General features: G+C 67.6%; 31 protein-coding genes. 16 read left to right on the top strand and 15 right to left on the bottom strand.

The genetic code is table 11. The features are described 5' to 3' along the window. Positions 1-15: 15 nt before the first annotated feature. From BAY61_RS32370 to BAY61_RS32345, 7 genes are all read left to right on the top strand, one after another. Positions 16-498, top strand: coding sequence for a hypothetical protein (locus BAY61_RS32370; protein WP_170140339.1), 483 nt, complete (start codon positions 16-18; stop codon positions 496-498). Positions 499-510: 12 nt separating this feature from the next. After that, positions 511-1,713 carry an MAB_1171c family putative transporter gene (locus BAY61_RS33285; protein ID WP_170140338.1) on the top strand — a complete coding sequence of 401 codons (1,203 nt, stop codon included), beginning with the start codon at positions 511-513 and terminating at the stop codon, positions 1,711-1,713. Beyond that, positions 1,710-2,630 (top strand): nucleoside hydrolase, encoded by a 921-nt coding sequence (locus tag BAY61_RS33280; protein WP_170140337.1) that lies wholly within the window; start codon positions 1,710-1,712, stop codon positions 2,628-2,630. The genes BAY61_RS33285 and BAY61_RS33280 overlap by 4 nt, the downstream gene beginning before the upstream one ends. Before the next feature lie 83 nt (positions 2,631-2,713). Beyond that, complete coding sequence (locus BAY61_RS32360; protein ID WP_091810693.1) at positions 2,714-3,406, top strand: hypothetical protein; 693 nt, start codon at positions 2,714-2,716, stop codon at positions 3,404-3,406. Positions 3,407-3,521: 115 nt separating this feature from the next. Further along, positions 3,522-3,851 (top strand): DUF6247 family protein, encoded by a 330-nt coding sequence (locus BAY61_RS32355; protein WP_091810739.1) that lies wholly within the window; start codon positions 3,522-3,524, stop codon positions 3,849-3,851. Further along, positions 3,811-4,116, top strand: a complete 306-nt coding sequence (locus BAY61_RS32350; protein ID WP_146225293.1) for a hypothetical protein — start codon at positions 3,811-3,813, stop codon at positions 4,114-4,116. Before BAY61_RS32355 ends, BAY61_RS32350 begins: the two co-directional genes overlap by 41 nt. A 153-nt stretch (positions 4,117-4,269) precedes the next feature. After that, positions 4,270-5,487 (top strand): helix-turn-helix domain-containing protein, encoded by a 1,218-nt coding sequence (locus BAY61_RS32345; RefSeq protein ID WP_091810695.1) that lies wholly within the window; start codon positions 4,270-4,272, stop codon positions 5,485-5,487. A gap of 177 nt (positions 5,488-5,664) precedes the next feature. Here BAY61_RS32345 and BAY61_RS32340 read toward each other — a convergent pair whose 3' ends face one another. The 8 genes from BAY61_RS32340 to BAY61_RS32310 form a co-directional block, all read right to left on the bottom strand. After that, complete coding sequence (locus BAY61_RS32340) at positions 5,665-5,856, bottom strand: hypothetical protein (RefSeq protein WP_091810696.1); 192 nt, start codon at positions 5,854-5,856, stop codon at positions 5,665-5,667. Next, positions 5,853-6,416: an anti-sigma factor gene (locus tag BAY61_RS32335; protein WP_091810697.1), complete on the bottom strand. Its 564-nt coding sequence runs from the start codon at positions 6,414-6,416 to the stop codon at positions 5,853-5,855. The genes BAY61_RS32340 and BAY61_RS32335 overlap by 4 nt, the downstream gene beginning before the upstream one ends. Next, positions 6,413-6,550 carry a hypothetical protein gene (locus BAY61_RS33275; RefSeq protein ID WP_170140336.1) on the bottom strand — a complete coding sequence of 46 codons (138 nt, stop codon included), beginning with the start codon at positions 6,548-6,550 and terminating at the stop codon, positions 6,413-6,415. The genes BAY61_RS32335 and BAY61_RS33275 overlap by 4 nt, the downstream gene beginning before the upstream one ends. Further along, a complete protein-coding gene (locus BAY61_RS32330) occupies positions 6,547-7,140 on the bottom strand; it encodes a hypothetical protein (RefSeq protein WP_091810698.1) in 594 nt (197 codons plus the stop codon). The genes BAY61_RS33275 and BAY61_RS32330 overlap by 4 nt, the downstream gene beginning before the upstream one ends. 17 nt (positions 7,141-7,157) lie before the next feature. Beyond that, positions 7,158-8,552: a hypothetical protein gene (locus BAY61_RS32325; RefSeq protein WP_091810699.1), complete on the bottom strand. Its 1,395-nt coding sequence runs from the start codon at positions 8,550-8,552 to the stop codon at positions 7,158-7,160. Continuing rightward, positions 8,549-8,857, bottom strand: coding sequence for a PIN domain-containing protein (locus BAY61_RS34110; protein WP_091810700.1), 309 nt, complete (start codon positions 8,855-8,857; stop codon positions 8,549-8,551). The genes BAY61_RS32325 and BAY61_RS34110 overlap by 4 nt, the downstream gene beginning before the upstream one ends. 221 nt (positions 8,858-9,078) lie before the next feature. Then, positions 9,079-10,050, bottom strand: a complete 972-nt coding sequence (locus tag BAY61_RS33730; RefSeq protein WP_091810701.1) for an exonuclease/endonuclease/phosphatase family protein — start codon at positions 10,048-10,050, stop codon at positions 9,079-9,081. A 31-nt stretch (positions 10,051-10,081) separates the two neighbouring features. Then, the gene (locus tag BAY61_RS32310) at positions 10,082-10,480 is read right to left on the bottom strand and encodes a hypothetical protein (RefSeq protein ID WP_143021491.1); all 399 of its coding nucleotides are present in this window, start codon (positions 10,478-10,480) and stop codon (positions 10,082-10,084) included. Between the two features lie 129 nt (positions 10,481-10,609). Here BAY61_RS32310 and BAY61_RS32305 point away from each other — a divergent pair, with 129 nt between their 5' ends. The 5 genes from BAY61_RS32305 (at position 10,610) to BAY61_RS32285 (ending at position 14,715) form a co-directional block, all read left to right on the top strand. Next, a complete protein-coding gene (locus BAY61_RS32305) occupies positions 10,610-11,818 on the top strand; it encodes a helix-turn-helix domain-containing protein (protein ID WP_170140335.1) in 1,209 nt (402 codons plus the stop codon). 96 nt (positions 11,819-11,914) lie between these two features. After that, on the top strand, positions 11,915-12,256 hold the full coding sequence (locus BAY61_RS33725) for an HC3 family zinc finger protein (protein ID WP_176879931.1): 342 nt from the start codon (positions 11,915-11,917) through the stop codon (positions 12,254-12,256). Between the two features lie 432 nt (positions 12,257-12,688). Continuing rightward, positions 12,689-13,540: a phosphotransferase family protein gene (locus tag BAY61_RS32295; protein WP_091810704.1), complete on the top strand. Its 852-nt coding sequence runs from the start codon at positions 12,689-12,691 to the stop codon at positions 13,538-13,540. Positions 13,541-13,547: 7 nt separating this feature from the next. Beyond that, positions 13,548-13,937 (top strand): glycosyltransferase family protein, encoded by a 390-nt coding sequence (locus BAY61_RS32290; RefSeq protein ID WP_091810705.1) that lies wholly within the window; start codon positions 13,548-13,550, stop codon positions 13,935-13,937. A 4-nt stretch (positions 13,938-13,941) separates the two neighbouring features. Then, a complete protein-coding gene (locus tag BAY61_RS32285) occupies positions 13,942-14,715 on the top strand; it encodes a hypothetical protein (RefSeq protein WP_143021493.1) in 774 nt (257 codons plus the stop codon). A gap of 96 nt (positions 14,716-14,811) precedes the next feature. Here BAY61_RS32285 and BAY61_RS33260 read toward each other — a convergent pair whose 3' ends face one another. Then, the gene (locus BAY61_RS33260; protein ID WP_170140334.1) at positions 14,812-14,973 is read right to left on the bottom strand and encodes a hypothetical protein; all 162 of its coding nucleotides are present in this window, start codon (positions 14,971-14,973) and stop codon (positions 14,812-14,814) included. 114 nt (positions 14,974-15,087) lie between these two features. On the opposite strand from BAY61_RS33260, the gene BAY61_RS32280 reads away from it, so the two are divergent. Then, positions 15,088-15,681: an ATP-dependent DNA ligase gene (locus tag BAY61_RS32280; RefSeq protein WP_091810707.1), complete on the top strand. Its 594-nt coding sequence runs from the start codon at positions 15,088-15,090 to the stop codon at positions 15,679-15,681. Positions 15,682-15,854: 173 nt separating this feature from the next. Here the strand turns inward: BAY61_RS32280 and BAY61_RS32275 are convergent, their stop codons facing one another. The 3 genes from BAY61_RS32275 to BAY61_RS32265 all read right to left on the bottom strand — a co-directional run bounded on the left by BAY61_RS32275 (position 15,855) and on the right by BAY61_RS32265 (position 18,535). Continuing rightward, the gene (locus BAY61_RS32275) at positions 15,855-16,427 is read right to left on the bottom strand and encodes a hypothetical protein (protein ID WP_170140333.1); all 573 of its coding nucleotides are present in this window, start codon (positions 16,425-16,427) and stop codon (positions 15,855-15,857) included. Positions 16,428-17,588: 1,161 nt separating this feature from the next. Continuing rightward, positions 17,589-18,071, bottom strand: a complete 483-nt coding sequence (locus tag BAY61_RS32270; protein WP_146225292.1) for a hypothetical protein — start codon at positions 18,069-18,071, stop codon at positions 17,589-17,591. 95 nt (positions 18,072-18,166) lie between these two features. Continuing rightward, complete coding sequence (locus BAY61_RS32265; protein ID WP_091810741.1) at positions 18,167-18,535, bottom strand: histone-like nucleoid-structuring protein Lsr2; 369 nt, start codon at positions 18,533-18,535, stop codon at positions 18,167-18,169. Between the two features lie 153 nt (positions 18,536-18,688). Between BAY61_RS32265 and BAY61_RS32260 the strand changes: the two genes are divergently transcribed. Beyond that, positions 18,689-19,219 (top strand): hypothetical protein, encoded by a 531-nt coding sequence (locus tag BAY61_RS32260; protein ID WP_091810710.1) that lies wholly within the window; start codon positions 18,689-18,691, stop codon positions 19,217-19,219. A gap of 105 nt (positions 19,220-19,324) precedes the next feature. Here BAY61_RS32260 and BAY61_RS33255 read toward each other — a convergent pair whose 3' ends face one another. Continuing rightward, positions 19,325-19,669, bottom strand: a complete 345-nt coding sequence (locus tag BAY61_RS33255) for a hypothetical protein (protein ID WP_143021494.1) — start codon at positions 19,667-19,669, stop codon at positions 19,325-19,327. A 345-nt stretch (positions 19,670-20,014) separates the two neighbouring features. Here BAY61_RS33255 and BAY61_RS32250 point away from each other — a divergent pair, with 345 nt between their 5' ends. Further along, on the top strand, positions 20,015-20,467 hold the full coding sequence (locus tag BAY61_RS32250; RefSeq protein WP_091810712.1) for a hypothetical protein: 453 nt from the start codon (positions 20,015-20,017) through the stop codon (positions 20,465-20,467). Positions 20,468-20,947: 480 nt separating this feature from the next. Here BAY61_RS32250 and BAY61_RS32240 read toward each other — a convergent pair whose 3' ends face one another. Further along, a complete protein-coding gene (locus tag BAY61_RS32240; protein WP_091810714.1) occupies positions 20,948-21,985 on the bottom strand; it encodes a hypothetical protein in 1,038 nt (345 codons plus the stop codon). 68 nt (positions 21,986-22,053) lie between these two features. Beyond that, positions 22,054-22,896: an AcrVA2 family anti-CRISPR protein gene (locus BAY61_RS32235; RefSeq protein WP_143021495.1), complete on the bottom strand. Its 843-nt coding sequence runs from the start codon at positions 22,894-22,896 to the stop codon at positions 22,054-22,056. 461 nt (positions 22,897-23,357) lie between these two features. On the opposite strand from BAY61_RS32235, the gene BAY61_RS33875 reads away from it, so the two are divergent. Then, complete coding sequence (locus BAY61_RS33875; RefSeq protein ID WP_256328160.1) at positions 23,358-23,489, top strand: hypothetical protein; 132 nt, start codon at positions 23,358-23,360, stop codon at positions 23,487-23,489. The last annotated feature ends 2 nt before the right edge of the window (positions 23,490-23,491 follow it).

Raw genomic sequence — 23,491 nt, 5'->3', positions numbered from 1 at the left:
CCGGTGGACCGGGGCGTGCGGCGCATCGTCAAGCGCCGTGTCGAGCAACTGCGCCCCCTGATCCCCGCCCCGTGGGACATGAACGTGTTCCTGGATCAGCTTGAGCAGGCACGGAACCGGCCGATCGACCTGTGCGAACTGCACTGGGCCCCCGGCGACAGCACCGGGGCCTGGCGGGCGATGCCCGATCACGACGTGATCGCCTACCCCACCAACACCAGCCCCTGGCATCAGGATGTGATCATCCTGCACGAGATCGGGCACATGCTGCCCCAGCACGCCGGGCACTGCGTTTTGACCAATCAGCGTGCCCAGCAACTGGCCCCCGATCTGAAGCCCGCCGCGTTCATGCACCTGCTGACCTCGACCACTGGCGCGGCCGAGGAACAGGAAGCCGAAGCTTTCGCGCGGTCAATGATCACCCAGATCGAGCACCACCGGCACCGCCGCACTCCACGCGGCGGGCTCCGCGGCCGCGTCGAGGCCGCGTTCGGATAACCGGAGAAACCCATGTCCGCGAGTGCGATGTCCTATGGCCTGTCGGCGGCCGCGCTGGTGATGGTCGTGCTGCGACTACGCAGATTGCGCACCACCGACAACCCGCCAGCGGTGCGGTTCAGCGTGCTGCTCGTCGGCGCGATGGCCCTCACCTTCGGGGTGTTCGCGCCGACCTCGCAGGCGTGGGTCAACCAATACGTGGGCGACCTGTTCAAGCTGATTGGCAACTCCTCCACGCTCGTTGGCATGTTCGCGGCCAGCGCCCTCGTGAGCTGCATCCTCCACTCCCCGCAGCAGGCACGACGCCGCATTCTCATCCGCGCCGCGCTGCTGGCCACGGCGATCGCCGTGATGGTCACGATGTTCGCCCTGCCGCACCCGGTGCCGCTGACCGGGAGCTTCGACGGGCTGTATGCCATCGACCCGTCCCTGATCGTCTACACGCTGGTCTATGCCACCTTCTTCGGCGCCACCGTCGCCGAGATGGCCTGGCAATTCCAGCGGTTCGCCCGGATCACCGGCGGAACCATGCGGATGGGCCTGCACGTGCTCACTCTCGCCGCGCTCGTGGCCGTCGCCCACAACGTCGCCACCATCATCATCGTGTTCCGCAACGCCGCCACCGGCGCGCGCCAAGGCGCCGGCGGGGAAACCGGCGTGTGCCTCAGCGCGGTCTCCGACCTGTCCTGTTTTATCGCGATCGGCTCCCCCGCCGTGGCGGCGGCCATCGCGATCACCGGCTTCCTGCTCACCTACCTCACCGGCCGCGTCGAGCATCTGCGCCTGCGCGCCCGCCACCGGCGCACCAGTCTCCAGCTCACGCCGCTGTGGGAGCTGCTCACCGAAGCCATCCCCCACACCGCGTGGACCACCGGCACCAGCCTCAGCGACCGGGTGATCGACATCCGCGACGGGCTCCTGCTGCTGGCGCCCTACCGACGCGACGAACCTGCCCAGGCCGCAGCGGCCGCCGCCGAGGCCGCAGGATTGACCGGCAGCCACCGCGCCGCGGTCATCGAAGCCGCCGAGATCGTGGCTGCTCTGCGCGAACAGGGAAACGACGACCAGCCGCCACCGCAACCACCCCCAACCCCCGACCACGCCACCGACGCGCTCGACACCGAAGCCGACTGGCTGGCCCAGGTCGCCGACGCGCTCAGCTCCCCTATCGTCGAGTCGTTCCGCACCACCACACCCGCAGGAGGCACGCGGTGAGCACGCCCACCATCCCCGTCCTGATCGACCAGGACGGGGGCATCGATGACGCGCTCGCGCTCATCCTGCTCGCCCGCGCACCCCAGGTGAACCTCGTCGGTATCGGCGCGGTCCACGGCAACGTCGACACCTACGCCGCCGCACGCAACGGAATCCGCGCCCTCGAACTCGCCGACGACCACACCACCCCGGTCGCCCTTGGCGCGCCCGAACCCCTCGCGCAACCCCTGCACCTATCCCACCCCGAGGACCTGCTCGCCGCCATCGGCGGCACACCCGAACGCAAACCCGCCGACGACAGCGCCGTCGAGCAACTCCTTCGAGCCAGCCACGACCACAACGGCACACTGCATGTCCTCGCGCTGGGCCCCCTCACCAACCTCGCCCTGGCCATCACCGCCGACCCGGCCCTCCCGCACCGCGTCAAGAAACTCGTCATCATGGGCGGCGCCTACCGCGAAAAAGGCAACATCAGCGAACACGCCGAAGCCAACCTCTGGCACGACCCCGAAGCCGCCGACACCGTCCTGTCCGCGCCCTTCGCCGACCGCACCCTCGTCCCGCTGGACGTCACCCGCCACGCCACCGTCACCCGCATGTGGCTGCGCCGCCTCGCCCGCGACACCGACCGGCTCTGGGGCCGCATGGCCGGCTGGGTCCTGGAATCCACCCCCGAGACGACACTTCCAACGTGGCCATTGCACGACCCGCTCGCCGCCGCGATCCTGCTCAACCCCACCATCGCCACCTACGACCACCACCCCGTCGCAGTGACCCTGCTCGACGAGCACCGCGGCCAAATCCGCCCCACCACGGACATCGACCGACCCGCCACCGCCATCGCGGTCACCGCCGACACCAGCACCCTGCTGGATGACCTGCTCCGCGCCCTCACCAGCCGCATCCGACAGCCCTAACCCCGCTACCCGGCACCGGGCCAGGAAGGCACACCGCCACCACGACGATCGAACCTCCGCTTCCGGAGTTCTATCGTGGCCGCATGGCTTCACTGGGTGAGGAGACGACGACTTTGGCGGCTTCGCTGTACCGGCACCTGAAGCCGTTGCGGCTTAGCGGGTTGACCGCAGTGCAGGCAACGAGGCTGGTCACGGATGAAACGGTGCGCTGGGCCAAGAGGCAGGGATGGGAGGTCGCCTACGAGGTACAGGGCCGGATCACCCGCATGACCGAAAACGGCCCGAAGCGCGCTCGGCTGGACCTGGTCTGCACCCGGCCCGCGCAGCAACCGGCGGTGGCGATCGAGATCGACAAGCACGGGAAAGTCTGGTCCCTGCAAAAACTGCTGTCGGAGGTCGACGCCGGCCGGGTGGCGTTGTGGGTGCGCTGGCACGGCCGTACTAAGGTCGAGGTACCAGGCACCGTCGGTTTGGTCGACATTCACGACACCACGGACTATCGGCCGCCTAAGCGAACGCCCGGCCCCCGTTCCAATCCCGGTTCTCCGGTCGTGCAGGGCCACTCGCAAGCGAGGCAAGAGACGCTCCTCAGCACGTCACGACAGGAGCAGTTGCCAGTGTTGCCCTCCCCGGACGACATCGAAGCCGCTCGCACCCCTGCGGGCGGCTTCACCCGCGCACAACTTGCCGCGTGGGGAGTAGCGTGGCCGCCCCCCAAGGGATGGAAGAGACAACTGAACGACCGCTGGCACGCAGCCCAGGCTCGGGACACCTGACCGTTCAGCGGGAGATCCGAGTCCACGCGATCCTGGCGCACGGTGTCGACGAATCGGCCACCGTGCCCTGACACGGTCACCGCAAGCGGGGGCCGTAGCGGCTACGATGACCGACATGACCGCGCACCACGCCCTCCCCGCGGGCCCACCGCCCGCGTCGAGTTTGCGGCCGGGCGCGGACCCAAAGGCGATCAGCGCGGCGCTGCTGCCTGCCGATCAGGAACAATTCAAGCAAGAGTTCGCTCAGACGCTTGAGCGCATGAAGGGCACGTTGGACCTCACCGAGCTGCACGCCCTGCTGGAACAGTGGCGGAGGCTGGCTGTGCTCCAGCGCGAGCCCGATCGGTTCCACCACGTTGTTCGCCGTGCGGCGGAGTTGCGCACCGGGCGACCGGTGCCTGCGGATGAACCGCTGGAGACCACCCGCGCCGACGCAGGCATCTAAATCCGGCGCACAGTTGTACCGCATCCACGTCGACGACACGACGCAAGCCCAACTCGACGCGCTCCCCTGGGAAGCGTTGCACGCCTGGCGCGAACTGGCCGCAGTCCTGGAAATCACCCCCGAAAACGGCACGCCCCTCAACCCGGCCGTCCCGGACGGCGTGCTCACCTGGGTGTTCGGCCCTAACGGGGAAGGGCTGGCCTGCTACCTGATCTCCGACTGGGATGAACGCGTGGACCTGCTCGACATCCAATGGATGGGCTGAGCACGCCACAGGCGTTGGGGTTGGTAGAGAACATCGGCTCAACGATTTTCTTGCGGCGGCATCTGTACGCTGGCTGGTACTCCCTTCGCAGGAGGAGGCCCCCGGCTGATCACCGGGGGCGTGCGAAGGGGGCAACTCTGCGAAGGGATGCCGATGAACGACACCCTCGGCGTGGGTCGCCGTATTCGTGAAGTTCGGTCGTGTCGTGGGCTGTCGCTGCGCGTAACCAGCGATCTGTCCGGGATCTCCTACGGATGGCTGGGCAAGATCGAACGCGGGGAGAAGCCGGTGAACCGGCAGACTCTGGAAGCCCTCGCGAACACTCTCAAGGTCGCGCCCTCGGAGTTCACCGGAGAGCCGGACACTCCGGAGAACGACCTGGCCACCGCGACAGCGGCGGCGACCCTGGCTGACGTGCTCAGCGGCTGGCGTATCGGCGAGGTACCCGATGCGCCAGGGCGGCCGCTTCCCGACATCCTTGCGGATCTCGCCGCGTTCCACGCCGATCGCAACAACCCGACGTCGGATCCTCAAAGCAAGGGGGCGGGCGATTACCCCACCCAGGTGGACCGGCTCGTGCCGCTGATTCGTGATCTGCTGGTTGCCGCCACCGACCCGGTTGTGGGGCGTGAGGCGCTGGCTCCCCTGATCACCGCGTACCACGTGGCAGGCAGTATCTCGTCGCGGCTGCGCCTGGCAGGGATGCCATCGCTGGCCGTCGACCGCATGGACGAGGCCGCGCAGAAACTGGACGATCCCGTGTGGCAGGGCGTGGCCGATTGGGGACGCGCCCACTTCTTGTCCGCGACCAATCGGCCTCGGCAGCAGGAACTCGCCATCAAGGCGGCTGACACCGCACCTCCCGAGCGGATGGAAACGCGCGGGATGGCGCACCTGACGGCAGCCTTGGCCGCCGCGGCGCAGGGAAACCGCGACGATGCGGACTCGCATCTTTCGGAGGCCAGCGACATCGCTGACCATCTCGGCCACGATCTCAGCCCGTGGCCCGCGGGTGTGATGCAGTTCGGCAAAACGAACGTCGCGATTTTCAAGGTCTCCATCGGTACGGAAATGGGCCTGGGCGGCAAAGTCGCCGAATTCGCTTCCCAAGTCCGGCCCGAAACGATCTCGCGGGGCCGTCAGGCCAGTTTCTACGCCGACCTCGGGCGCGGCCTGCTCGCCGAGCGCAAAACCCGCGACCAGGGCATCCGCGCCATCGCGCGCGCACAAGAACTTGCCCCCCAGCAGATCCGCAAAAACGTCTTCGCCCGCGACGCGATCCGTAGCCTGCTCACCACCGCCCGCCGCGATGCCGGAGGACGCGACCTGCGGTACGTCGCGTGGAAAATGGGGATTACCCCAGCCGGGTGAACTGCGGCGTTGTGTCCCTATAGGACACAAACAGCACCAATCCGCGAATAGCGTTTCGCGGCGTGATCCCACGCCATCGTGAACTGTTGGCCCGCGCTAAGCGCGCCAACAACCAGATCAGTTCGGAAGCTGGCAGCGACGTGCGGCAGCCGTGACTCAGGCTACCGGAGGCACGGACTATCGGACTTCGACACTCGGGAACCCCGCCCTCTCCTGGACGCGGTTCCGGACGAGTGCGATACCAGTCTGTTCACCGTGGTGCCCAGCGGCCATCGCGTCGAACTCGGCGAGAGCCAGGAGCAGCAGCACCTCGTTGGCGGGTAGCGACGGCGGCTGGAACACCTCGTCGGGCATGGTCGGAGTGGTCATCGGGTCCTCCTGGTGACGGGGATGATGTTGTCGCCTGCGGTGCCCTCGGCGACGGCGGCGAGCTGATCGAGCCAGTCCATGGCCTGCTCCCAGCCCCCGCGCCGGACACGGTCGCCGAGTTGGGCAAGCGCGGCGGGGGACACGCCACCCCGGTCGAGGCTGAGCAGCGCGCGGGCCCGGCGCTGCACCGCCTCGTCGAGCCGCTCGGGGAAATCGGTCTCGTCGACGGCAGTCTCCCGCAAGAACGAGTTGTGGCCGAGCTCGTCGACGCGGTCGGGATGCTCGGCCAGCCAGGCCACCACGGCGGCGGCTTCGCCTTGGTCGGTGCGTCCCCGGTGGAAGCGCAGGATCGTCGTGTCCACGGCGGGATAGCGCGGAGCCCGCCGGGTGATCTCGGCGCGCATCGTGTCGGTGGTGGGGCCGTCAGGCCAGCTCACGATCCAGCCGCCGTAGCGCCCGCCGTGACTGGGCGGACCGTCGTAGGCGACCTCGACCCGCACCCCGAAATGCTCGCCAAGCACATACGCCAGTTTGGTCGACTGGCGCGACCGGGCCGTCATGCGTGCACCTGCGTTAGTTGCTCGGCGGCCGCGCGGAGCTGGTCGGCCAGCCGCGCCCGCTCACGCGCCCGATCCAAAATTGGTTCCCCATGGGGAATCCGGTCGGCCGCCGCCAGAAAGTCCGGTGCGGTCATGATTCTTCCAGCAGTTGCGGATGCAGCGCCTGCGTGATCACTTCGCTGAGGCTGGTCAGCAGGCTCTGAATTTCGAGGTGCCGCAGACCGTCGATCGGGGCCAGGGGAAGCGGGCTGTCGCTGGCCCACGTCGTCCAGCCCTCCGGCCCGGCGGCGCGAGGACCAGCGGTAGACAGGGTGACCTCGACCTTGGTCATGCCATCGGGCAGCACCAGAGTCACTGTGGCGGTCTCGGGCGGTAGGGCTTCGCCGATCTCGGCGCTGGTGATCGCCGTGTTCTCCGTGAACATCGCGACGTCGGTGTCGGTGGCTTCGGATGCCCACTGCCGGTGCGCTGCCCGGCGCACATGGTTGGCGCAGTCGGCGATCGTGTCCAGCCACACGGCCCGACCTTCGGGCTCGCGTGGTTCGGGCTTGAGGAGCTGGGCGATCGTGTGAAGCGTTTTGTGCGTCATCCACGCCGCGTGTGCCAGCGGGTCGGGGTCACTGGTGAGCATCGCCGGGCCGAGCACGGTGGCCATCCGCTCGGCCAGGTCCGCGACCTGCTGGTAGGTCAGCGGCTGGTACGCGTCAGGCATGGCCGGGGTCATGGGGCCTCATCTCGTCGCTAGTACTGGTAGCGGTGAAGGGGGGCGCCGTTGGATAGCAGCGCGACCCACCGGGTGGTCAGCCGCTGATACGCGGCTTCCTGTGACGCAGTGAACGTGATGTCGGTGCTCTGGTCGGTCACCAATGCGGTGAGGGTGTGCGTGTCGGTGTCGGGTGCGAGGTCAAGCAGGGCCACCACCCGTGCGAGAGCGTCGAGCCCGTGCCGGCCGGTGATCGGCGGCCTGCGCCCGATGTCGTCACCGGGCAGCTCCAGCTGATCGATCACCTCGGCGAGGTCGGCCAGGGCAGGATCGTCCGCGCCCGCGCCGGGGGTCAGTGCCCGGACGCAGGTGTGTACCGCCGCCTCCAATGTGGACAGATCGTCCGGGGCGAGGGGCACCACTCGGATCGGGGCGTGCTGGTACCGCCCGTCCGGGGCGTAGAGCCACGGCCCCGATGGCGAGTCCTGCCACGTCGTTGATCGGTCCCGCACCGCCGAGGCGATCCGGTCCAGCGCCTTCACCGCGCCCCGGTCGGCCAGCGGAACCGGGAACCGCCACGGCTGTGGTTCCGCCTGGGATTCCTCCAGGTTGACCGCCACGGCCTCCAACAAGTCGGCGGCGCGGTTCAGCAGTCCAGCCAGTTCCTCGTCGTCGGGGACCAGGACGCTCGTGGTCCGCGCGCCCGGATTCTCGGAATCTGTTGCGGCTGCACAGATTTCGGTGGCGCGGGCGCGGCACTGGTCGGCGATCTCGTCGTAGCCGTCGTGGCCGGCGGCCGCCATGGCGTCGGCGAGCACGGCCTCGCGCTCGTAGATCAGGGCGAGGGGGTGCGGCAGGGGCGCGAGCTGCTCTGCGCGGAGCCGGTCGCGCTGAGCCGAGCACAGCCCGAGCTCGGCGAACGCATCCATCGCCACCAGCCGATCGGCCACCTGACCGGTCCGTACGGTGCGCGGATCGCGGCGCACGGCGAGCCAGGCAAGCCAGGTATCGACACGATCGGCGCAGCCCCGTGGGTCACCCAGTTCGTCGGGGAGCCCCGCCTCGCTGCCCCTGCCAGGAATCGTGGCGCGCACCCGCAACTCGTCCCACTCGCGCCAGCGCTGCTCGGCGCGATCGAGATCGATGGTTTCGCCGTAGTCGGCGGCTGTCTCGATCAGCGTGTCCCGGTCGGTGTTGTGGGCGAGTTCGAGCTGGATGGCCGCGTCGACGACACCACGGGCCTCGACCAGGAACCGCAGCGCGTCATCGAGGTACATGCCCTCCGGTCGTAGTCCTCGGGGAGGCTGCCCGATCGGCACCAGGGCCTCTGCGCTCTCGGCCGCCTCGGCGGCCAGGCGCGCCAGCCGCACCGTAGCCAGGGAGCGGTCGGTGAACGGCGCGCCCTCGACGGGGCCGGGCCAGGGGTTGGTCATGAGTCACCGCCCGGCTGCGCCGTGTACAGCGCGGTCTTGGCCTGGTCGATGAGCATCTTCGCCTCAGCGATCCGGTCACGTGCGGCGACGCGGGCCTCAGCCTCCAGGTCGGACAGCGCCGAACCCGCAGGCCGCCAGTCGGAGGCGAGGTGGTCGCGAGCATCCCCGAGCGCTTCCCGCGCGGCGAGGTCGAGCCAGCGCCACCCCGGGGTGCCTCGGCCGCACTGCGCGCGGGCGCCGTAGTAGACGTTAAACGCATCCACGTAGACACCCACCCGCATCGGCTTCACGTCGTTCTCCACCACCGTGGCACCGTAGCGATCACAACCTCATGCGCCCTCGTCCGGGCGGCACCGGACCTCGACCAAATCCTTGTCGTCGTCATCGACGATGAACCGCCGGGCGGACTCGCCGACGTCGATACAGCACGGGCGTCGGTGTCGGTGTATCGCGGCTCCTCCTGCGTTCCCACCCAGGCGAACATACGCAGGACTATGCCGACCGATCATTCCCTGCACACCCACCGCTACGCCGCGGCGGGGAGGCGTGCCAGGTCGAGGGTGGTGACGACCGGCAGGTGATCCGACACCTTTCTGGCCGCGTCGGTGTCGATGACCTCCCAGCCGATCACCGCGGGCGCGAGGGCCGGGGAGACCCGGTGAGTGTCGATCGTGCGGAACGGCGCGTCGTCGGCGGGGTGGTGTCCGGTGGTGGGTGTCCAGGCCGCGCCCGCCAGCGCGGCGGCGTCCCGGCACCCCGCGTCGAGCAGAACCTGGCCGGGGCGGCGGTCAGCATGCCACCGAGTCGGCCGTCCCTGTTCGTCGCGTTCGGTGACGATGCACTGGTAGTTGTATATGTCCCGCCAGGTGTTCTGGCCGTTTTCGTTCCAGTACGGGTCGGGATGCCAATACGTCCAGGTCCCATCGGGGTTCTGGATGCGGTCGGCCGAGATCGAGTTCCAGTCCGCGCCCACGATCGCGAGCCGATGGTCGGGGTCGGGTCGGGTCATGGCCGACACGACCCGCCGGGCTTCGTCCGGACGGGCGTCCTGCGCGAACGGCGCCCCGTGATACGAACCCACGACGAGCGGCCGGTCCAGGCCCTCGATCTCGAATTTTTGGAGCGCAAGGCCGTGCCAGAACTCCCCGCCACCGGGGTAGCCGCGGAATCCGTCCCGATGAGCCCGAACCTTCGCTGCCTTGCGTGTCCACAGCAGACCCACGTGGAAATCGGATTCCCGCGACCCGGTGTCGGTGATCGCGACCCGGCGCTCGTACGTCACGAACGGCGGGTCATACCAGCAGTCCAGGCCCGCCGAGACGGCGAGCTCTTCCAGCGCGCGTGATCCGCGACCGCAGACCTCTTCCGCCGCAGCGATATCGACGTCCAGCTCAGCCAGGACACTGCTGATTCGGCGGTAGCGGGTGGCGGCGTCCTTATCCCCCCGGTGCCGATCGAACTCGAACAGATTCCAAGTGGCGACGCGGATGACGGTCACGCAGCAAACTCCCCAGTCCCCCGGTGCGGGGTCAGTTGGTGTCGTCGTTCTGGTCGTCGCGCTGGAGCAGCGTGGTCAGCATGGCTGCGATCTGCGCCTGCCCCGCTGCGGCGGCGTCGAGCTTGCCGCGCATCTCCACGAACCCGTTGGTCGTTGCTTCCCGCAGGTTTTTCAGGTCCTGCCGAGTTTCCCGCAGATCCTCGCGAACATCGCGCAGGTCTTCGCGGGTCGTGTTGTGCAGGGTGGTGTTGTGCGTGCGGAACTCGCCGATTTCGCGGGTGAGGTCGGCGACGTCGCGGTCCGCGCCCCGCGCGAGGACCTGCGCGGCGGCGGCATCCTGCGCCACCCGGGACAGACGTGCCTTCATCTCGGCCATTTCGGTTTCGAGCGCGGCCCCCTTGTCGGCGAGGGAGTCATCCGGGTGCGACATGTCCGGCAGCCTACCGACCCTGCCCACTCCGGCGCTGCTGGTGTGGGGTGGGGATATGCTCGATGACTAGGTCAGTCGGGAGGGACTGAGGTGGTCGAGATGCCGCGACCCGAACCACACCATCCTGCTGTGATCGGGCAGCGAGTGCGCACGATCCGCCGTCGCCGTGGCCTCAGCCAAGCGGTGATCGCCGGACACGCTCAAATCACCAAGCAATACCTGTCGCTACTGGAAAAGGGCGAACGCCGATTCGAGCGCCGCGGACTGCTGGAAGACCTCGCCGACGCGCTGGGGTGTTCGGTGGCGGACCTGACCGGGCAGCCCTATCTGCCCCACGACCGCGCCAGCGCCGAGGCCCTGGCCACGCTGCCGCCGATCTCGGTGGCGCTGGCCGAATGCACCCTCGACGACGCACCCGACCTCCCGGCCCGCCCGCTGCACGTGCTGGAACACCTCACCCGCACCGCCAACATCCACTCGGCCGATTCCCGCTACACCATCGCCGGGCACGCGCTGGGGGACCTGCTCACCGAACTCCACATCCACGCCGCCACCACACGCGGAGACGCCCGGCGGCGGGCATTGGCCGCGCTGACCGAAGCCTGCATCGTCGCCTGCGGCAGCGCCCGCTCGCTGGGCAACATCGACCTCGCGATCGCCTCCGCGCGGCGGGGCCAGGACGCCGCCGCCCTGCTCAACTCCCCCGCACTGGCCGGGTTCGCCGGCATGTCCGCCGCCGGAGCACTGAGCAGGCTCGGCGCACGCAGGCGCGCCCAATGGGTCAGCGACACCGCACTGGCCGACGTCGCCGAAGCCGACCCCAGCGCCGATGACACCACCGCCGCCGAAGCCGCCGGGATGCTGCACCTCTCAGCGGCCATGACCGCCGCCAAAAACCACCAGGCTGGTGAAGCGATCGCCCGGTTGCAGGTCGCCGAGGAGCTAGCCGCCGTCACCGGCGAGAAGAACACGCTGTGTTATTCGTTCGGTCCGGCCAATGCGATGGCATGGTCGCTGTCCATCGCGGTCGAACTCGGCTCGGGACCGGAGAGGGCCGAGGTCATCACCCGCCAACCCGGCTACGACAGCCGCCTGACCACCGCCGACCGGCGCGCCGCACTGCATTTCGACCTCGCCCGCGGCTACGCCCAAGCCGAAGGAGCCCGCGACCGGCAAGCCGTGGTGCACCTCGATACCGCCGACCGGATCGCACCCCAGCGCATCCGCCACGACCCCGTCGCGCGCGAGCTGGTCACCCAGCTCGACACCCGCGCGACCCGCCCCTCCTGGGAGCTGACCAGCCTGCGCCACCGCCTCGGCGCCACAGCCCCGGGATAGATCAACAGCGGGTCAACAGATTGTTGACTCGCTGTTCCTGATCGTTCGTAACGTCAGCGCCGCACCACCGGAAACCACGGAACGGAAGGCGGCAGGGTGGCGGTACGACTGCGATGGCAACAGGCCGAAAACCAGCGTCACGCCTACGACACCGCGACCCTGTCCAAGAGCGGCCTGCGGCCGGGGATGCCGTTCCAGACCCTGTGCGAGCGCACCGTCACCCCCACCCAGGATGACTTCACCGAGCTGGGTGGCCTGTGGCTGGCCGAAACCTGCCCCTACTGCGACCGAGCCTGGCGACTCCACGCAGGATTCCCCGCCGACGAAATCCCACCCCTACCCCAGAAAGGACCCCCAATGGGCGTTTCCCGCGGCACTGACAACGGCCAAGTCGTCGTCACCGACGACACCAATGCCGACCCCAGCGACGACGACTAACCCCACCACGACGATCCCCACCCGGGCGGCGCATCTCTCCTATTTCCCGCGCGCCGCCCGGCCCGACCGGCTCCCCCGACGGTCGGGCCACCCACGGAGGCCCACGTGCGGCACACACCCTCCCCGCCAGGACGGTGGCACGTCACGGCCCGCCAGGCCGCGCCCGGCACCACGCACCGGGCGCGGCCCCCTTTCTTTCTTCGCGCACCTACGGCCACGAGCGCTCCTCAGTGGCCTGGACCCTGGAGGGAAGACAACGACTTGTCGATGGGCACGCCTTCCCTGATCTGCGCGGTTTCGCCTCTACAGCGGCATGATCTATTGGCAGGTCCTCGGCACGCTGGCGACCGATCGAGTACGCCTGGCGCGACGCCGATGCCGAAGCGGGCTTGATCGAGACCCTGACCCACACCGTGAAGGGAGACGACGTCGATGACCAGCACGTCGCATGACCTGGCGACCGTCGACCTCGGTGGCACCGTACTCGGGGAGGTGCTGCGTGCCAGCGACAAGTCCGTGCTCGCGCGTGGCCACCGCGACGGCCACCCGGTCGTGATCAAGGCGCTGTGTACCGACGAAGAGTTCTGGCAAGCCAAGTTCGCCCACGAAATCCAGCTCTACCGCGCGTTCACTGAGAATCCACCGCCAGTGCGGGTACCCAGGCTGGTGCACACCGACGGACGCGCGGTGCTGGTCATCGAGCACATCCCCGGCCACGTCATCGACACCGAGCGCTACCCCGACCAGCCGCTGCCCGCGGCCTCGCTGGACGCGGTGCTGCACACCACCACCGCCTTCGCCCAGTGGAACGCGCCGCAAGGCGTGCTGGCCCCGGTGTTCGACTACCCCGATCGGGTCGAGCGCTACCACCGCGCGGGGTTCTTCGACGCCGGCGACCGCGCCGTCCTGCTCGCCCTGCTCAACGAGGTTGCGCCGCCAGCCTCGCCAGCGCACGGCGATCCGTTGCCCGCCAACCTGTTGCTCACCGAGCACGACGAGTGTGTCCTGCTGGACTTCGAGTTCACCGGCCAGTTCATGCCCGGCTTCGACCTGGCCATGCTGCACACCCTGCTCGCCGCCACCCCCGGCGCCCACGACCGAATCGAAGCGCTGGTGGACGAGGCCGGGATTGGCGTGCCGTTCCTGATCAACCAGGCGATGGTGCTCTCCCGAGAGCTGCGCCTGCACACTGAACTACCCGACGGCGAGTTCCGGGAAAAGCGGCTGGCGCTGCTGCGCCCGCAGTGGGACGCGTTCCGGGCACGTCTACACACCCGGCGGTGACCCACTCGTGCACCTCGCGCTAGTACACCGGGACCTGCACGCGGTCACCCGCGGCGGGATCGGCACCCTCTATCGGGCGCTGGCCCCGCGGCTGCGCGACGCCGGTTATGACGTCGCCCTGATCACCCAGCACAGCCCGCACCCTCTGGCGCTGGAGGGGATCCGGGTGTTCACGCTGCCCCGCACCGACGATCTGGACCGCCACCGGCAGACCGTGGCGGCGACCCTGACCGCCCTGGACCCCGACATCGTGGAGTCCTCCTCCTGGGAGGCCGAAACTCTGCATTACGCCCGCCTGCCCCGCCAACCCCTGACCGGCACCAGTGCTCCGCTGCCGCCGCCGTGGGGTGATCCGATGTCCAGCCGATTAGCGCAGCCATCGCGGGTTCACGCGTGAGGAAATGTCGGGCACGCTCGTGAGCGTGACGCATGTGAGAAATGCTGGTCAGGAAACGAACGCCGCCCCACCGTATCGGGCAGGAGCACAATGGTCGCCCGAGGACACCGCGACTCTGCTCGACGGACTCCGCAATGGAGTAACGCTTGAGGACCTGGCTGCGACATTGCAGCGTCGCGTCACCGCAGTACAGGCCCGCTGTAAGAACATGCTCCCGCCCACAATGAAAATGGTGCCGCGGGCAGAGGCGGATCTTGTGCTGCGCGAACAACTCGCGACCGACCCGGATTACGACGTCGAAGCCAATCTGGACACCAACACCCGGCGGAAATGGAACGCCGAGCGCGACGAGACCCTGATTCAGGGCTGGGACGAACGCCGTCCGCTGGCCGAACTGGTCACCGAACTGTTTGCCTCCGAGATCGATATCGCGGGTCGCTGCATCCGGCTCGGGCTGGCCGAGGACAGTCTGGCCGTGGTGGAGCGCCTGGGCTGCGCGTCGGGGGGCGCGCTGGATTTGCGCTGCCGCATGATGCGCGACCGCGCCGCCGCCAGTGTCTGGGTTCTTGTGGTCGACGGCCTACCCGAAGGGCGCCACGTGTCCCTGCACACCACTCGTAACGACGCGCGCGCCCACCTCACCACACTCACCTCAGCCGAGACACCCGCGGGCACGATCACCGCGACCGTGGCCCAGCGAGCGATCGGCTCACCACACGGCCCCGTCGACACCGTCGACCCAGAAACCCAGCCCCAGCACCAGCCCCGCTCTACGTGACGATCCGGACTCCATAACCGCGCCCGTCGAACTGATCAACGGCCGCCGGTAGCGCATTGCCGATACTGGCGGGCAGCAGCTGAAACGCAAGCTCGATCAGCTCGGCGAGCCCAGGTGCGGGTGGTCCTGCCAGAACATGGACGCCGCGTTCTCCATCTCGCCCCGGCAACCATCGCACAAGACACCACCCGGCCCCGCGGGCTTCGTGCCGCATTTCGAGCACAGTGTCAGGTCGGTGTCGGTCGGGTCGGTGTTCACGGCGCGAGCGTAGACGCCACCTCCGACAGCCTTCGGCTGCGCCGGGCGTGGTGTTGGTCGCTCAAGCGGGTGCACCGAACAGCAGCCCGAGCCGGTCGCGCAGATGCTGAGGAAATGCCGCCGCTCGCTCCGCCGCCGTGGCCGCTGGCCACAGCCACCCGGACACCTCGGCTCCCGCACGGCCCGGGTGGTTGGTCGTTCGAGCCGAAACTTGATGGTTGGCGCGCGGCCGCGCACGTCGAGGCAGGGGTGTTGCATTCGCGAACAGGCACCCGCCTCGACGCCCGGTTCCCTGAGATCCTGGACGCGGTGCGCGCGCTGGGGCCGGTGGTGCTGGACGGAGAGTTGGTCGCCTATCGCGAGGGCGAGCTGGACCGCGCGGCGCTCGCGGCCTCGGCCGGCCACCGACGTGCGCGCGGGGTTGGCGTGTATTACCTGGTGTTCGACCTACTCGCCGACCGGACCGACGACCTGCGGGCACGCTCGTATACCGAACGCAGAAACCGGCTGGTCGCCCTGCTGGGTGATGGGATTGGTGTGGTGCAGATCGTGCCCGCCACCAGCGACCGGGACGCCGCGGCCGGATGGATCAGCACCGACCTGCTCCAGGTGGGCATCGAGGGTGTGGTGGCCAAGCCGCTGACCAGCCGCTACCCGATCCACATCCCGTCACGATCCGGCTGGCTCAAGATCAAACAGACTCGATGAACCCGGCTCATGAGTGTCGGCAGGGCTGTCGCTCATCGCGTTGCGACGCCCCCGAGCAGGCAGCAGCTTGCCCCAGGGATCGATGGTTTCTTGCTGCTCCGGATCGGCCCAGCCGTGCTGCTCGCGTCGCGGCTTGCACCAAGTGGGCATTGTTGGTCGCGCTGCCGAGCGAGTCAGCTGGCGGTGAGGTCGTTGGGGTTGACGCCGTTGGCGGCGAAGAACTCGTCGCAGGCTTGTTTCAACGCCTCGTATTCGCCGTCTCTGCGGCTGACGAGGTTCATGAGCTCTTGCGCTGTCGGTACGGACAGTCGGCGGTCCTCGGCCTTGTCCCACGTGTCATTGACCGCGCGGCGAACACTCTTGGTGTACTTGTCGTAAGCGTCAATCGCGGCCGTGACGTCGGACGCCGGTTTGTTCAAGCGAATCTCGTTCACTGCAGTGTCCCACCTCGACCCAGCGTGGTCGAACATCAGCAGCGGCGGGCTGAACCCGTACGGGTGCTCCGCGCGTTCCTGGTGCTCGATGACGGCCGTCGCGTTGGTGAAGAACTCGTCTCGCATCGCATCGGCCGCGAGCAGAACCTCGTGCACCGTTGCGACGTGCCGGGCGGCCTGCTCCCGCTGCTCGCGCTGGTGGTTGGCGTCGCGCTCTTCCAGGGCCAGGTGAAGTTGTCGCTCGGTGATCTCGTTCTGGCGACGAGCTTCGGCGACCTGCTGTTCAGCGGCGGTCGCGGCCTGCTCGGCCACTTTGGTCTGCTTCCGGCTTTCGGCGAGATTGCCCTCGGCGAGGTCGGCGCTACGCTTCGCCGACCTCGCTTGCCCAAATGCGATACACGCCGCGACGAACGCGACGAACGCCGCAGCCCATGCAGCCCAGTCCCCAGCGTCCAACGTCCGCGCCCTTCTCCTATTCCGGCTGGCAGTTACCGGGCAACCTTCCCGATTTCCCCAGTCGCCACCACGCCACCATCGGCAACCAGCGTCACCCCGGGCAATCGAAGCCGTCGCTCCCGCGCCGGTCTGCCATCTGCGCACAAGCTGCCAGAGCGTCGGGATAGCACAGAACAGGAATCGTCGGTGCGACCCTCTATGTTGCTCCACTGCGAGCGGTCGTGGGCGGGTGTGCTGACCGGTGTGCAGGTCAGCCAGAGGGCGCGGTGAGTGTGACGATCGGCGTGGCCGTCCCCGCAGTTTGTCGGCTCGCCAGTGCTTCCCCAGGTGTTTCAGCAGTGTGTCGGGGTCGTCGGCGAGTGCTGCCAGGCATGCCACCACGAACCCGCCATCTCCAGGTCGCGCGCGCCTTCAGGACCGCTTCAGCGCGGTCCTTCACCTCGGGACAGAACCGGATAAGGCCAGGGGTCGGCGGGTGGATCAGCACCGACCTACTTCCGGTCGGCATCGAAGGCGTCGTAGCTAAACCGCTCGGCAACCGCTACCCGATCCATTTCCCGTCACGGTCGGGGTGACCGAAGATCCAACAACGCCGGTGAGCAGGCTGACCAGCGACTCACCACGTAACAAGAATGCGGATGAGACGACTAGTTGGTCATGACCTTCGAGGACGCCGATGCTCGGATGCGCGGGCTGTTGGATGCGTGGCGCTGCGACGTGGACAGTGAGCCGCTCGCAGCCGCCCTTGAGGTGTCGGTGTTGCGCCGGAGGTGGCTGACAGGTCAGCGCGGAGCGTCGCCAAAGAGGAAATTGGCAGGATGGCTGCCGCGTTTCCCTTGCAGCACATGGGAAACGCGGCACACAACCTCCCCATAAGGCAGGCGCACTGTCGGAGGCGACACGCGCGGCGCCCGGTTTCTTGGGGCACGCCGGGCACAGTTGGCGACCGACCGGATCCGCAACTAAAGGGAGGTAGATGCCCAAGGCATGCAGCACCGCAACCCTGCACGATTTCGGTTATGCGGTGAGCCGGACGCTGTAACCGTGGTCTTCGAGGTGAGCGGCGGCCACCGACAGGGCGTCGTCGAGGACGGTGGGGAGCGGCTGGAACGCCAGCTCGATCAACTCGGCGATCGGGGGCTCGATCCCGGTGATCGGTTGCGCCTGGCCTGACGAGGTCCATTGTGGCTCGATGGACCACAACCCGTTATCCGCGCGACCCACCTTGCGCTCCTGATAGGTGTAGCAGTGCACAAGCTGCGTGGTCGCGCTGGCATAGAGGATGTTGAGTCCGGGCCCTTCGTGGCGGGCAGGGATCTCACAGGCAAGCGCGATGTCCTGTGTTTCCCAGACCGCGATGATCTCGTCGGCACTCGCGGCCGCAGCGAGGTCCGACATCTGCACGATCCCGTTCTGCGCATCCTCGCCCCGGTACACGGGACGCAAATGCACATAGCCGACCAAGCTGCCGCCGGTGAAGACGAACAGCGTCGGCCGCATCACGACACCTTCATACCGCATGGCCGCCTGGTGGCCGTGCAGGATCGAGTTGACAACCCCGCGCCACACCTGCTCATCCACGACGCCACCGCCCCCTAAGTCGCGCGGCGTGCGCGGTAGGCAGTGATGACGTCGGCGGGCAGACGGCCGCGGTCGGCAACCTCGAAGCCCGCGGTGCGCGCCCACTCCCGGATCGCGGTGGTCTCCTCGCGCTGGGGCGGGGCCGACGATGCGCCCACGGATCCGTTGCTGGACGCACCGCGCCGGCGGGCGGTCGTACGGCGCCTGCCGCCCGTGCGGCGGGCGTGCTCGATGTAGCGGGCCAGCGCGTCACGAAGCTCGTCAGCGTTGTCCTCGCAGAGATCGATCTCGTAGTGCACCCCGTCGAGTCCGAACGTGACGGTCTCCTCGGCCTCGCTGCCATCCAGATCGTCCACCAACTCGATGAACACCTGCTGCGCCATCGCCGCGTCCCTTCCCCAACCCTGTCCGTGGTGTGCCGGACCGTAGCAGGACACGATGACGCGGGAACCGCAGGCGTCGCCGGTTCGTTAGCCACCGCTGGAAGCGTCGTGTGGCGTTCCCGTGATCGTCGTGATCAACAGGAAAGGTATTGCGTGCAGGACAAGGACTTCAACGAGCCCAGGCCGAATGTCACCGAGGACGCGCTGCACCTCGATGACCTGTTCATGCTGCTGGACTACTACACCCTGCCCGGCGACGATAATTGGCCCGACAGGTTTCCCGCGTTCCCTGAATACGTGATCGACTGCTACAGGAGATTCGCGAGCTTCCCGTTCCGCACCAGCGACGACCACTCGTCACTGCCCGATGAAGCGGCAACCCTGGCCAGCGTCTGCCTGATGTTGCTCAACCCGGAAAGCGAAAAACTGCACGACGAAATCGGGAACCTGCTGTACCCAGCGCTGGCGCAGGTAGCAAACAGGGGCGCGTTCGGCCGCCGCTGGCTGGACGACGTACTAGCCACCTCCTGGCGAATCTGGGTACGCACCCAGGGCCACAACGCCCGCTACCCGTACTTCCACCACGACGACACACCCCCACTCCACCGCCGCCACACACCCACCACCGACGCGACACTGGTCGCCAAACACCACCGCCAAGACCAACAACAAGCACAGCAGTAACACCCGGCACGAGGAAGCTCACGGGCCGACGTCCCTAGGAGGGATATGTCGGCCCGTGACCTCCGTCCGCGTGGGATGTCGATACTCAGCTTGTCGGTGTCGGTGTCACCGGCTCCTATCTTGCGATTCCAGCTTCATCACGTAGACGCGGTGGGCTTGGAGGAGCAGTTCTCGGATCTCGCCTACCGCGAGACTGTGTTCATCGTCGGTGGGTTCGTCGGTTGTCACGACCCGACTCCACCTCATGGCCTCACGCAGGTGAATGCCGAGGTGCTCACGTTTTTCGGGAAAAGTCGGTTGCGGGTAGGACATGAGCACGTCATGGCACACGCCGCAGCGTCCGTGAGCCAGCACCGGGTTGCCACCACGATGGAGATAGCTCTCAGCGCCGTCGCGGCGATCGCCGCAGGTCCAGCACCATGAGTGCCCTGTACTGTGATCAGAACTCATCAAAGAGCTCCTCGGTAAAAAGCTTGCGGAGCAAAGCTCGGAGTCAGACCGACGTGCACCGAAGTGCGACGACACAGCCAGTATGACAACCACCACCGACACAACGACGCTCACCACTTAGTAGCACCCCCTGACGGTCTTCGATGTCCTGCTCACGGTGATCGGGGCGTCGCGATCGGGATAAGGTCAGCCAGAGAAGTGGGATCGAGTGAATGACGCATTCGCTCGCGTCACGACTCGCCGACGAGGCCAGTGGTTTCCGCGCTCGCGGGACAGAGACTCCCCGGCCGGGCAGCGCGGCGTGCCCACGCCTGTGTCTTCACCCGCATTGGAGCCTTCTGGGACATGACGACTTTCAGCGATCGTGACTTGCTGCTGACCGGGTGGATCGGTGAGCGTCCTGACACCGGCCGCGACCTCGCCCATCTGCTGCTGACACCCCGCACCAGCAGCGTCGACCCTGCCGACATGGCACGCCTGGCCGCGCAACTGGGCCTGTCCCCGGCGACGGCCGGGCCGCCGGTCGAGGTCGAGGACGAACTGAGCTACGTACTCATCGACCGGCCCCTGATCTATCTCGTGCTCTACGACGTGGACGACCGCATCAGCAGGCCCGTAGACGATGAGTGGATTCGCGCCGCAAAGAGCGGCACCGTCATGCTGACCTGCGGCCTACAGCCCTGGACTGGCACCACCATCGCCGAACTCGACGCCTATCTTCCCCGGGCCACCCTCTACATGGGACTGCTCAGCGCGCGGGAAGACCCGACCACCAGTCTCGGCAGCCGCCGACCATAACCCCAAGAACCCGCGCCACCGAGTACCAGGTTTCGAGACGAAGTCTCGACGTTAGATCTTGAGACGACCTCACCTGGGGGTGATGGTGATGTCCGGAGTCGCTTGTACAGCGTCTCGTTACCTTGGTTTCGAGACGGGCGAATCTCGTGGCGACACGCAAGGTCCGGGCCGCTCACCCGATCTCTATCGGTGACGGGACTTCATCTCACCGAGGATCGGAGAGCGAGATGGCCACGAGCAGGTTCGTGTGCGCACGGTGCGGGTTGGCGGTCTACCGGTGCGGCTCGGTCCGCGGGCGGTTGTTCTGGAAGCACGCGGCCGGTGGGCGCTCCGCGGTGTCCTGTCGGCAGACGCCCGATCCGATGCCGAGGGCCGAGTTTGACCGGCAGGCCCGGCTTCTGGCCCAGGTCGTCGACGCCATGCGCTGAGCGCAGTCAGCCGATGGGAGTTACGGAACAGCAGGAGATGCGCGGGGTTGGTCTAGTCTTTCGCCATGCGGTAGCTCCAGCATCCTGGGCACCAGATCCCCTCCGGATCCAGGATGGTGCGCCCACAATCACCACAGCTTCCAAGTTCGCCGTCAGCGACGAAGCCACACTGGAAACACGCCGATGTGAGGAAGCTGTTCGGATCCCGCCGAGTCGCGACATCGACGAAGGCTTCCTCATCGCACTTCGGGCACATGCTGATTGACCAACCACTTTTTCCTTGCGCAGCTTCGTGGCGTGATTCACCAAGGATGTTCTCGGCGTACAGAGGGGCGATCTCCCAGCCATACTCCTGCCCCCAGCCACGACCGCAGAACAAGCAGGAGGTCTCGTCGTTGGGATCGAAGGTCCACGCCAACTGGGTGCACCCGGGGCAGTGAATGACAATCCCCGGCCAAGCGTCCAGCTCAGGAGCCAGCCGCGTTAGCCGAGCCTCGGTGACGATCACGATCTCGGCCAGCGCATGGCGAATGAGATGCTGCGCTTCTTCAAGAGCCTCGGTCTCGTCAGGCGGTGCACCAGGCACCATGTGATCGACGATGAACGCTGACAAGGCGTCCAGCGCTCGCCCTGCAAAGGTCTTGACGACCTCGTGGTCGCTTGTCGATCCGAAGTGCAACAGTTTGTTCCGCTCAGAGGCCAAGCACGTCAGGGCCGCTTTCGTACTGGTCAGTTTGATCTCTGTCAGCTCTTCCAGCCGTGTGAACGCGTCGCGGAGGGAGACGCTGTGGAAATCACCGCGCTCGAAATCGTGCAGCTTCGCGAGGCCGGGTTTGCTGAATACCTGCTCCCAGCCTTCGCGCTGCAGCCGGACCTTCACCAGGACCTCGATGGCGGCCTGAAGGTGCAGGACCCCGTACTTCAGGCTCCGTGCATCGTGGGAGGTCAGCAGATGGTCGACCGCGCTTTTGAGAAAGTCGACCCCGTTGGAGACAGGCGCGAAGCCCAGATCCGCAGCCGGGGCCTCGTCCGCTGGCTGCGAATCCGACAGCTCCTTGGTTGGGGACCTGTCGCTGCTGGGAGAATTCACCCAATCACTGTAGGCCCCGGAGTCCGGCGCGCTCCCCCTCCGGACTTGCTACTCCCGTGGTCTGGTCGTTATTGGACGACGGTGAGTTTCGGGCGAGTGGTGTAGGTGGTGCTCCACAGCCGGGTGGCCGGGGCTGGTCGCCACCCTTGAGGACGGCGCTGCGCGCGGCGGGGCCGGTCGCCGGGAGCGGTGGGGTCGATGTGTTCGACGGCGGGGTCGATGAGCGACAGCACCAGGGGCAGCACCTGCCAGGCGGCCAGACTCGGAAACGCGGCCACACTCGACGGCCCGGTCAAGGAGTGCGCGTTCGCGCCCCGCGCTCCGCGTGCTGATGCTCGGGTGTTGGCCTCGACGTCGGCCACGGCCGAACCCATCGTGGGGCGGTCCAGATAGATCGGAATCGGGGTGAGGTTGTCCCAGGTTCCATCGGTGTCGATCACCAGCCGCAACTCCGGCCGCGCGGTGTTCATGTCGTATTCCAGGTGCACGAACACCCCACGCGGGTGGAACTCCCCGACGATAGTGTCGGGCAGGCGCGCAGCGTCCGGCCACCGGACATAGCAGCACCACTCCGGTAGACGGGACCAGGCATCCAGCCCGGGAAGCACCGCCCGCGCCCGATTTTCCGCGCCACCGACCAAATTCCACAGCTCGATGACCGACGTGGCGGAGACATCGGCGTCGAGCTCATACACGCCGCGGCCCAGACGCCACGCCGTGAGCGCGGCTACCTTCCCGATCTCGCCGTTCGGCTGTCCTTTGTCGGCGAGATAGGCCACCACACCAGCCATCGGCAGCCAGCACCACTCCGGCCACTCGACCCCCTCGCTCCCACGCCGGTCCGCCATCTGCGCACACACTGCCAACGCGTCGGGATAACGCCGACGAAAATCGGCGAGCAGACCATCCACGTCAGTCATCTGTTCCTCACGATCGTCACGTCCAGCGCCCCGACCCCGCGCGGTCACAGCAAGAATCGTTGGCGCGGTGTCCTATGTTGCTGCACCTCGACGAAGGCGAACCGTCACCCCCACAGCGTCTATCCGTGGGTTCGGCGGAACAGCTGCCGCTCGGCATGGTCACGGCGGGACGGGCCTCGACGCCGAGCCAGATGATCAGGGATGTATGAGCACCCCGCAGGCCAGCACCGTTATCCATGGGGCCGGCGAACCGACTTGATGAAATCGCGGCCGTAGGTGACCAGCAGCGATAGCCCCGAAGTCCCGGCCGCGCAAGGGAAACTGGAGCACACGATCGTAGGTTGACGACACGCGCAGCGGGTTTCGTGCGGCACGCCGTGGACACATGGCGACCGTGGGGACGGGGTGGCAGGCTAGCGAACTCCCCCCGCCGGAAGGAGCCGAACCCCACGATGAGCACGACCACCACCGAACCCGCCTCGACCGACACCCTCGACCAGATCCGTGACCTCCCGCGAGCGCGGGCCGAGGATCTGAAGGTGTTCACAGGGCAGCTCACCGACTTTGCCGACGCCGTGGAGTGAGG

Source organism: Prauserella marina (assembly GCF_002240355.1).
GTDB classification, from domain to species: Bacteria; Actinomycetota; Actinomycetes; order Mycobacteriales; family Pseudonocardiaceae; genus Prauserella_A; species Prauserella_A marina.
This window is presented reverse-complemented; position numbering and strand designations above follow the sequence as displayed.

Excerpts from the sequence above, each read along its gene's own strand:
- BAY61_RS33285 (WP_170140338.1), top strand. The coding sequence starts at position 511 with ATGTCCGCGAGTGCGATGTCCTATGGCCTGTCGGCGGCCGCGCTGGTG.
- BAY61_RS32360 (WP_091810693.1), top strand. The coding sequence starts at position 2,714 with ATGGCTTCACTGGGTGAGGAGACGACGACTTTGGCGGCTTCGCTGTAC.
- BAY61_RS32355 (WP_091810739.1), top strand. The coding sequence starts at position 3,522 with ATGACCGCGCACCACGCCCTCCCCGCGGGCCCACCGCCCGCGTCGAGT.
- BAY61_RS32350 (WP_146225293.1), top strand. The coding sequence starts at position 3,811 with ATGAACCGCTGGAGACCACCCGCGCCGACGCAGGCATCTAAATCCGGC.
- BAY61_RS32345 (WP_091810695.1), top strand. The coding sequence starts at position 4,270 with ATGAACGACACCCTCGGCGTGGGTCGCCGTATTCGTGAAGTTCGGTCG.
- BAY61_RS32340 (WP_091810696.1), bottom strand. The coding sequence starts at position 5,856 with ATGACCACTCCGACCATGCCCGACGAGGTGTTCCAGCCGCCGTCGCTA.
- BAY61_RS32335 (WP_091810697.1), bottom strand. The coding sequence starts at position 6,416 with ATGACGGCCCGGTCGCGCCAGTCGACCAAACTGGCGTATGTGCTTGGC.
- BAY61_RS33275 (WP_170140336.1), bottom strand. The coding sequence starts at position 6,550 with ATGACCGCACCGGACTTTCTGGCGGCGGCCGACCGGATTCCCCATGGG.
- BAY61_RS32330 (WP_091810698.1), bottom strand. The coding sequence starts at position 7,140 with ATGACCCCGGCCATGCCTGACGCGTACCAGCCGCTGACCTACCAGCAG.
- BAY61_RS32325 (WP_091810699.1), bottom strand. The coding sequence starts at position 8,552 with ATGACCAACCCCTGGCCCGGCCCCGTCGAGGGCGCGCCGTTCACCGAC.
- BAY61_RS32310 (WP_143021491.1), bottom strand. The coding sequence starts at position 10,480 with ATGTCGCACCCGGATGACTCCCTCGCCGACAAGGGGGCCGCGCTCGAA.
- BAY61_RS32295 (WP_091810704.1), top strand. The coding sequence starts at position 12,689 with ATGACCAGCACGTCGCATGACCTGGCGACCGTCGACCTCGGTGGCACC.
- BAY61_RS32285 (WP_143021493.1), top strand. The coding sequence starts at position 13,942 with ATGTCGGGCACGCTCGTGAGCGTGACGCATGTGAGAAATGCTGGTCAG.
- BAY61_RS32280 (WP_091810707.1), top strand. The coding sequence starts at position 15,088 with ATGCCGCCGCTCGCTCCGCCGCCGTGGCCGCTGGCCACAGCCACCCGG.
- BAY61_RS32270 (WP_146225292.1), bottom strand. The coding sequence starts at position 18,071 with ATGCGGCCGACGCTGTTCGTCTTCACCGGCGGCAGCTTGGTCGGCTAT.
- BAY61_RS32265 (WP_091810741.1), bottom strand. The coding sequence starts at position 18,535 with ATGGCGCAGCAGGTGTTCATCGAGTTGGTGGACGATCTGGATGGCAGC.
- BAY61_RS33255 (WP_143021494.1), bottom strand. The coding sequence starts at position 19,669 with ATGAGTTCTGATCACAGTACAGGGCACTCATGGTGCTGGACCTGCGGC.
- BAY61_RS32250 (WP_091810712.1), top strand. The coding sequence starts at position 20,015 with ATGACGACTTTCAGCGATCGTGACTTGCTGCTGACCGGGTGGATCGGT.
- BAY61_RS33875 (WP_256328160.1), top strand. The coding sequence starts at position 23,358 with ATGAGCACGACCACCACCGAACCCGCCTCGACCGACACCCTCGACCAG.